The organism is Mycobacterium sp. (assembly GCF_049280035.1).
Lineage (GTDB): Bacteria > Actinomycetota > Actinomycetes > Mycobacteriales > Mycobacteriaceae > Mycobacterium.
Map to the genome: position 1 here is coordinate 1 of NZ_JBAPPI010000893.1, position 7,899 is coordinate 7,899.

At 63.4% G+C, this 7,899-nt stretch carries 7 protein-coding genes; all 7 read right to left on the minus strand.

The window, feature by feature from the left end:
• Window positions 1–1,409 (minus strand): thiamine pyrophosphate-binding protein (locus tag WAN71_RS28355; RefSeq protein WP_422228509.1); only part of this gene is annotated, 1,409 nt, incomplete at its 3' end.
• Between the two features lie 71 nt (window positions 1,410–1,480).
• Window positions 1,481–2,221: an anti-sigma factor family protein gene (locus WAN71_RS28360; RefSeq protein WP_422228510.1), complete on the minus strand. Its 741-nt coding sequence runs from the start codon at window positions 2,219–2,221 to the stop codon at window positions 1,481–1,483.
• 555 nt (window positions 2,222–2,776) lie between these two features.
• Complete coding sequence (locus WAN71_RS28365) at window positions 2,777–3,304, minus strand: STAS domain-containing protein (protein WP_422228511.1); 528 nt, start codon at window positions 3,302–3,304, stop codon at window positions 2,777–2,779.
• A gap of 142 nt (window positions 3,305–3,446) precedes the next feature.
• Window positions 3,447–5,291: an APC family permease gene (locus tag WAN71_RS28370; protein WP_422228514.1), complete on the minus strand. Its 1,845-nt coding sequence runs from the start codon at window positions 5,289–5,291 to the stop codon at window positions 3,447–3,449.
• On the minus strand, window positions 5,291–6,151 hold the full coding sequence (locus WAN71_RS28375) for an alpha/beta fold hydrolase (RefSeq protein ID WP_422228515.1): 861 nt from the start codon (window positions 6,149–6,151) through the stop codon (window positions 5,291–5,293). The genes WAN71_RS28370 and WAN71_RS28375 overlap by 1 nt, the downstream gene beginning before the upstream one ends.
• Window positions 6,152–6,257: 106 nt before the next feature.
• Window positions 6,258–7,511: a fatty acid desaturase family protein gene (locus WAN71_RS28380; RefSeq protein ID WP_422228512.1), complete on the minus strand. Its 1,254-nt coding sequence runs from the start codon at window positions 7,509–7,511 to the stop codon at window positions 6,258–6,260.
• Window positions 7,512–7,592: 81 nt separating this feature from the next.
• Window positions 7,593–7,772, minus strand: coding sequence for a DUF6131 family protein (locus WAN71_RS28385; protein ID WP_422228513.1), 180 nt, complete (start codon window positions 7,770–7,772; stop codon window positions 7,593–7,595).
• Between the last annotated feature and the right edge of the window lie 127 nt (window positions 7,773–7,899).

A 7,899-nucleotide genomic window follows, 5' to 3' on the forward strand; every position in this document is an offset into this window, starting at 1 on the left:
GTCACCGGAAGCCGGTAGTGCACCGCGGTGTGCACCTCCATGCCGTGCATGAAGAACGCACCGTCCCCCGCGATCACCACGGTGCGCCGGCTTGGCCCGTTGCTCATCGCACGGCCGAACGCCATCCCGATACCGGCGCCGAAGCTGTAGCCCATGCCGCCCATGCCCAGCGCGACCGCGAACCGGCCGTCTCGGCGAACGGGCAAGTGATGGATTGCGGCTGCGCCGGTGTTGCCGGCATCAACGACGATGTCCGTCCCGTCGGGCAACACGCGATCGAGCACGGCGATGGCATCGCGGTAGCGCACACCTGGACCGTCGAAGGCTGGTGGACTGAGTTGGGTGTCTGGCACGAAATCGGGTACGCGCAGGCCCCTTGGCCGCCCCGGCCCGGACAACGCCCGGGTCAGCATCGTCAGCGATCCTCGCAGATCTTCGGTGTGCACGTGCGTGCACGGCAGGTACGGGGGTGCTGAACCGATTGAGAACGTCGGCACCGAGGCGAGCGCGTCGTCGAGGCCGGTGCGGGCGGTCACCGAAAGGCGGGTACCGACCACTAGGCACATGGCGCTAGCCGCCACCGCGTCGGCCACACCGGGGTGGCCCATCACACCGGTCACACCGAGCGCTGAGGACGAACCTGAACCTGGTGTACCGGCTACATCTTTGGCGTCGGGCACACATGCCACCTGCGCGCGCAGCAGGGCCCGCAGCTCCTCGAGTTCGGACCGGGCGTCATCGCGAGCCACCTGCTCGCCGGCGATGATCGTGACCGGTCCGTTTGCCCAGCGCAGAGCGCGCACGATCGGATGTGGATCACCGATGAGCGACCGCGTCGGGTCAACAGCATGCCCGTTACGTTTGTCGTAGCCGTTGACGCCCACCATCGCCTGCTGAATATCTTTGGGCAGCAACAATACTGCGGGCCCTCCGGTTCGTGCCGCCGCTATTGCGCGGGGCAACGCCGAGACGATATCGGCGGGTGTCACCACCCGTTGGCAGAAGACTGATACCGCAGAAAATAACGCTTCGGCATTCAATGAACCGTTGCGGCCACTGGTGTCTTGAAAGCTGCCCCGACCGTCCATCGTGGTCGCAGGCTGACCCACCAATGCCAACACCGGCACCCGGCTGGCAAATGATTCCCCAAGGCCCGGAATGAGATTGAGTGCGCCTCCGCCAGACGTCGCCGCCACTACCCCCAAACCGACGCCGCTGCGACTGTACCCGTCGGCCATCGTGGCTGCGGAAAACTCGTGCTTGGCCAACACCGCGGTAATGTCGGAACGAAAATGTGCGGCGTCGTAAAGATCTTCGATGTTGGCCCCGTCTACCCCGAATATGTAGTCGGTGTCGATTCTCGCGAGGTGCTCGACGATGTGGTCGACCACCCTTTGTTGCCTGGGCATCTGCTCACCTAACTTGTGTGGATATCAGTAACACGACCTGCGGGTGACTTCGGTTTACACGGTGGCGAGACTCACACCGAATGCTCAAGGAGCACCTGGCCGTCGTCGGCGGAAACCACCTGCACAGAGGCGATTTGATCGACTGGCGTCGAGATGCTGCCAGCGGGCGTCGCCGTATGGCCCGGATTCGCCACCCAGGTTGCCATTCGAGTTTGGCTACCGTCGCGACCGACCACGACCATCGCTAGCGTGTCGTGATGGGCGTTCAGCGCGGCCAGGCAGACGCAGTTCATCGAGATGAACGTTCCCCACTGTTGGCTGCTAAGCGAAACCGTCGAGGCCAGCCTGTTGGTCCCGACCTGCGCCATCGGCTGAACTGACACGCTCGCCTGTGGCGGGGTGGGCACGGATGTCGGGTAATGACCCCCAACGCCGACAAGCACACCGATTGCCAGCACCGCGGCTGCGACGGCCCCAGCCGTCCAAGTCACGATGCGGGACCGGCGCCGCCGCCAGCTCACTTTGGCCAGCAGCGACGGCAACAACTCGGCAGGCAGCAGCGGTTCTACGTGACTGCCATTGTCGATCGCCGCCAACTCATCGCGATCCAGCTGCGACAGGAGGGCCGGCATGCCGATAAGCTCGCCAACGGCGCTGCGGCACAACGGGCAGTCGGCCATGTGCGCTTCAAATTCCCGGCGTTCGACGGACGACAGTGATCCCAGCACGTATGCGGCATCCCACATCGCGTACTCGTCATGCCCGGATAGGTCGCCGCCATGCGGCGCTTCGGGCCGCCATCGCGGCATCATCGTGTAACTTCCATCTCCCCTGACCCGTATTGCATTTCGTAATCCCCATTTCTTGCTTGTGAGTCGCATAGCCCGCACGGCATAGTGCAGCCGTGGCTTCATAGCGCTTTCTGCGATGTCGAGACCGGCGCGCCATCACGCGATGTTCGGCGGCTAGTTGTGCCGTCGCGTCGGCGATCAGTAGTCGGTGTGCGGTGCGGCTATCGCCGATGAACTATGTTGCGGCGACTGTGAACACATGTGGCTTCCGCGCCCGCCGAACTGGTTGGCTCAGGCACTGTGTTCACCTCCTTACTGGTGAAACGATTGCAGCGCCTGTTTGGTTCACATGCGACACACCGGCCACGGCCGTCAGCGGTCTCGACATTCCTTGCCGGCGCCGCACTCCACAACCTCAGATTTCGCGTGTTCGAACCTCAGGGTCAACCACCGACAACGCAGGACAATCGAGGTTGGCGATCGCTTCTGTCAAGGTCCGCTGTTCGTGCCGGACCTGTCGTGTACCGCCGCAGACCACGCACACCGTGCGTTGGCATCTCGAGGATTGTCCGGGGTTTATGCGGCGCGCGATGGGCGTGGTGGACGGTGAGGCTGGCCTTGGATGATCGCCATCGCTGCCTCGACGGTGCTTGCGGCGGGTAGCAAGCCCTGTGGGTCGCCGATCCGCAGCACCTGGGAGACTGCCTCACTGGGTACTACTGCCCAGCCTATGCCAGCGTGCGCGGAGCAGACGGAGACCCTGTGCAGAGCCGAGAAACCCTCGGTTCCAAAGAAATCCAGGTCGCGCAGATCAAGGATCAATCCGCGGCAACGCATCAGATGCCCCAGGGTGTACTCGGTCAGAGTGTCAGCGTTGGATGCATCGATGTGCCCGTGGGCGCTGATGACGGCTACCGATGACCTCAGCCGACGATTGGCTAATCGTGTGGTGTGACTCTCCCATGGCTGGGAAAGAAAGCCGCCGACCCGCGGCATAGATGGCGTAGGAAGAGCATTCATGGTGATCCCCGACATGCGGTTGTCACCGATATGTTCGGCGTGAGCTAACGCTCTGCGAGGACAGCGGCGGACGGCTGAACCCATTCCGAACTGGTTGATCGTCTCAACTTACTTGACGGTCCACCCCGCGGGAGCAATTGTCAAGACCTGCGGATCGGACCCTTGGGTGCGGCCACAACGAACGTCGATCGGAGATCTGCGGCCTTGGGAGTGGGTGGGCCGATGCTCAGTCCAACCGAATCGGAAGCGTGGCGACGATAGCGTCGGTGCGTGCGCGAATTGTTGTGGCGAGCAGCGGGCCTCGTTGGTTGTGCAGGATTCGGTAGCGTCGGCGCCTCGGTTCGATGTAGGCGAGCAAAACGATGACGAAGCGTCCCTTCTCGACTTGGGTTCGGACGAAACCGACGGTGGGCGCCACCAGGGTGCGGTGCGGGCTGGGCAGGACCCGTAGGTCAACCCCGGGATCCCATTGTTTCCAGAGCTCGCAGAGCCGATGGTTGGCGTCGGGGTCGGTGTCGACGGTCACCGGGACCACTTCGCCGCCAAGTCGCATCGCGACCTGCAACGCATGCCCGACGACCTTGCTGATCGTGATGACCGGCACGATGACCATGGCGTCGCCCACTTCGCGGGAAGGTCCCGGAACGGGCCTTGGTGGCGGCCGGCCTAGATCCAACTGTTCGGCGACGTGATAGTAGTAGCGTTCGATCCGAGCGAAGAGCACCATCAGCCCCGGGACGAGCAGCAGCAGCAGCCAGGCGCCCTCGGTGAATTTGCTGGCGAAGAGCACCACTCCCGCCACGGCGGTGAGTACCGCTCCGGTCCCGTTGAGTGCGGCCTTGCCCACCCAGCCGCGACCGCGTTGTTGCAGCCAGTGCCGGACCAGCCCGGTTTGGCTGATCGTGAAGCCGATGAAGACGCCGATCGCGAATACGGGCAACAACCGGTGGGTTTCGGCGCCGACGACGAGTAACACCGCGGCGGCCAGTAGGCCTAAAGCGGCAACGCCGTAGCGGTACACCGGGCGTTCGGCGCGAAGCGTGAACAGGTGCGGCAGCCGGTGGTCCTTGGCCAGCAGCTGCATCAACACCGGCAGACCGCCAAAGCTGGTGTTCGCCGCAAGAGCCAACACCAGAGTTACCGCCAGGTTGGTCACATAGAACGGCCACCCGGTTCCAAATGCTCCCGCCGAGAGCTGCGCGAGTACGGTGACGTCGCCGCGCGGTGTCACTTGATGCAGCTTGATCAGCGCGGCCAGGCCAAGCAGCATGGCTGCGAGCAACACTCCCAACGCGACCTCGGTGTGTTGGGCCCGCTTGACGATGGGCGTCCGGAATTGGGGCACCGCGTTGGCGATTGCCTCGACTCCGGTCAGCGAGGAACAACCCGCCGCAAACGCCTTGAGAATCAACACCAGTCCCAGTGCCTCGGTCGCATGGATGGGGCCCAGTTCCGTACCGATAGGGGCGCCGGAAGGCGGACGGATGAACCCCACGATGATGATGGCGAAGATACTGACGACGAACACCATCGTCGGTCCCATCAGCACCTTGGCCGATTCGGCGATTCCGATCAGGTTGATGGCGGTGATCAGAGCAAGCCCCGCCAACGTCACGCCCAGCAAGTGATGGGCCATCACCGGAAAGACGCTGCCCAGACTGGCTGCCCCGGCCGCCAGACTCACCGCAACGGTCAGCACGTAGTCGACGACCAGGCTCGCCGCGGCCAACAGGCTCACCGTTCGGCCGAGGTCCTTTTTGGCCACTGCGTAGGCTCCGCCGCCGTTCGGGTGGACCGCGATCACCTGCCGGTACGAGACCACCAACACCAGCAGCAGCACCGTGATTGCTATCGCGATCGGTAGGGTCAACCGCACTGCGGCCGTACCCGCGGCGACCAAAACCAGCACGATCGCTTCGGGACCGTAGGCAACGCTGGACAATGCGTCCAACGACAACGCGGCAAGACCACCGGTCGCAGTCAACCGATGTGGATCGCCGCGCAGATGTCGCCGCACCCGAGGATCAGCGATCTGATCAGCCGGTCGCTCCCGGTCGGTGACTGTTCTGATCAGGTTTTTCGATTCCTCAGATCGGCATCCCGCCCTGTGGTGGTGATGAAGTCGTCAAGAATGTCCACCACCGCTGTCGGGGCCTCGACATGCGGGAAGTGCCCGACACCGGCGAGCACCTCAAGTCGGCTATCCGGCACGGCGTCGTGAGCGGTGTACCCGTGGGCGACCGGAATGATCCGGTCCTGCTCACCCCAAATCAGCAAGGTGGGCAATCCAGAACTTAGATGCATCTTGCTGAGCGCACTGACCGCCTGGCCGCGGTAATCCACCACCGATCGCAACGTGCGCAGGAACGCCTGGCGTGTTTCCCGATCCGCCAACGAGCAATAGGCGTTCCACATCTCGCCGGCGCGCGGCGACTGGATTCCGGCTGACGTGAGCCACGACCCCAGCTTGTTGCCGAGGTTCAACACCGGCTGCGGAGCGACCACCGGCAGCACCAGCTCGGCTCCGGGTGCCGAGAGGATCCGCAATATCCAGTTCAGGTCGGGGCCCAGGCCACCGCTGCTGATGAGAACCAGTCGCTGGCAGTAGTCGCGATGTTGATAGGTGAACTGCATGGCCACACCGCCACCGAGTGATTGACCGACCACAGTCGCCCGGCTGATGCCTAGTTCATCGAGCAGATCACGCAGCGATGCCGCGAACGCACCCAACGAATAGTCACCGCGCGGCTTGGCCGATTCACCGTGCCCTAGCAGGTCCGGTGCCACTACTCGATACTTCTTCGCCAACTCTGGGATGACCGCCCGCCAGGTCGCCGAACTTCCCGCCATGCCATGAATCAACAGCAGCGCCTCGCCGGCCCCGGCGTCCCGATAGGCAACACGCTCACCGTGCAAATCGAGATAGTTCATCTCGGTCACGCGAACTGGTCTCCGTCCAACGGTGTTGTGGCATGCCGGCCCGACTACTAGCCGACTATAACGTAACCTACGGTCCCGTAGGTTACCGGCCAGTAGATCACGGCGATCTGCGCGATTCGCGACGCCACTGGCGGACCGCCGCGATCGCTGTTTTGAGGCCGCGGCGGCGCCCCGTCGCTAGGTCCGTCCCGGCGAAACCGGGCTCCAGTTCGGTGAACATCAGCTCGCTGCGGGTCTCCGGAGCGTCATCGGCGGTGTCGCGCAAGTAGCGGTCCGGCAGCGACAGTTTGGCAATGGTCCGCCACGCCTTGCCGTACTGCATCAGGAACGAACCCGTGGTGTACGGGAGGTCGTATTTGTCGCAGACCTGCCTGACCCGTATCGAGATCTCGTGCAGCCGGTTGCTGGGCAAATCGGGGTAGAGGTGGTGCTCGATCTGGTGGCACAGGTTGCCGCTCATGAACCGCATCGCGGGCCCGGCGTTGAAGTTGGCACTGCCCAGCATTTGGCGCAGATACCACTGGCCCCGGCTTTCGCCGATCATGTCGGTCTTGGTGAATTTCTCAGCGCCATCGGGGAAATGCCCACAGAAGATCACCGCGTAGGTCCAGATGTTGCGGATCACGTTGGCCACCACGTTGGCCTTCAGCGTCGATTTGTATGTCGCCGCCGGCGACAGCGAGGTCAGCGCCGGGAACGCGACGTAGTCCTTGACGACCTGCCTGCCGGCCTTGGCTGAGAATTCGCGGATCTGCAGGAGGGTGGTTTCGCGGTCCGGGCCGCCCTTGAGGATTTTGCCGAAATCGATGGGCTGCAAGCCAATTCCCCACTCAAATCCGAGCGCGAGGATGGTGTTGAACAGCAGGTTGCCGATGTGGGCGGGCTCCCACGGCTGGTCACGGGTGACTCGCAGGGTGCTGTAGCCCACGTCGTCGTCCATGCCGAGGATGTTGGTGTACTTGTGGTGCTGAAAGTTGTGCGTGGATCGCCAGTGCTTGGACACGCCGATCATGTCCCACTCCCACGTCGAGGAGTGGATCTCGGGATCGTTCATCCAGTCCCACTGGCCGTGCATGACATTGTGGCCGATCTCCATGTTCTCGATGATCTTGGCCAGACCTAACGTCACCGTTCCCGCCCACCATGCCGAGCGTTTCGAGCTACCGGCCAGCATGAGCCGGCCCGTGAGATCCAGAGCTCGTTGCGTGGCAATGGTGCGGCGGATATAGCGTGCGTCGCGCTCGCCAAGGGAATCCTCGATATCCAGTCTGATCGCATCCAGTTCAACGGCCAGGTTGTCGATGTCGGCGTCGGTCAGGTGGGTGAAGGCCCGAACGTCGGTGATTGCCATCGTTATCCGCCTTTCTTTCGGGTTCGTATCACCCGGCTCGGCCAGCCGCTGCTAGCCGAGCCGGGGAGTGCATCGGGCCGGTCAGTAGTAGTGGCGGCGTCCGCCGACGGCGTGTCCCATCCGTCCCATCAGCATCAGCGCGAGGCCGACGACGAGGAGGATGACGCCGATGACCAAGCAAATATGGGCGTAGGCGAACGTAGGAACGAGGGCAGGGAGGAGGAGCCCGAGGACGATAAGGAGGATTCCGAGGCCGATCATGACAGTTGCCTAGTTTCTGTGGATAGGTGGGATGAGGATGGCCGGGTCCGTGTCGGAGGGCGTCATTTAGCCTGGTGCTCAAGCGATTTGGTGTGGCCCAGCCCGATCGGGGTATCTTTCGTTGCGC